The organism is Microcystis sp. T1-4, assembly GCF_000297435.1.
GTDB lineage: Bacteria > Cyanobacteriota > Cyanobacteriia > Cyanobacteriales > Microcystaceae > Microcystis.
In genome coordinates this window covers 1-567 of sequence record NZ_CAIP01000281.1, presented here as the reverse complement: position 1 = coordinate 567, position 567 = coordinate 1, and the positions used below count along the sequence as shown (strand labels likewise).

The 567-nt window shown below is 48.7% G+C and carries 1 pseudogene; it reads right to left on the bottom strand.

Annotation, left to right across the window (positions count from 1 at the left end):
• Positions 1–58 precede the first annotated feature (58 nt).
• Positions 59–567 (bottom strand): annotated as a pseudogene (locus MICAI_RS16130) (photosystem II q(b) protein); the annotation flags it as partial.

Below are 567 nucleotides of genomic sequence, written 5' to 3'. Positions count from 1 at the left end.
AATTCTAACAACAAAAAAGCACCCCCTCGCGGGAGTGCCTTTTCGTTCAGACTAGGAATTAACCATTGATAGCAGGAGCAGTCAGAGCTACAGGAGCCTGTTCACCACTAGCCAAGTCTAAGGGGAAGTTGTGAGCGTTGCGCTCGTGCATTACTTCCATACCGATACCAGCGCGGTTCAACACATCGGCCCAAGTACCGATTACACGACCTTGAGAATCGAGAATCGACTGGTTGAAGTTGAAACCGTTGAGGTTAAACGCCATGGTGCTAACACCCATTGCCGTAAACCAGATACCGATTACCGGCCATGCACCCAAGAAGAAGTGCAGAGAGCGGCTGTTGTTGAAAGAAGCGTATTGGAAGATTAAACGTCCGAAGTAACCGTGAGCGGCAACGATATTGTAGGTTTCTTCCTCTTGACCGAATTTGTAACCGTAGTTCTGAGATTCGATTTCAGTGGTTTCACGCACTAAGGAGGAAGTTACTAACGAACCGTGCATTGCACTGAACAAGGAACCGCCGAACACACCGGCAACACCTAACATATGGAAGGGGTGCATCAGGA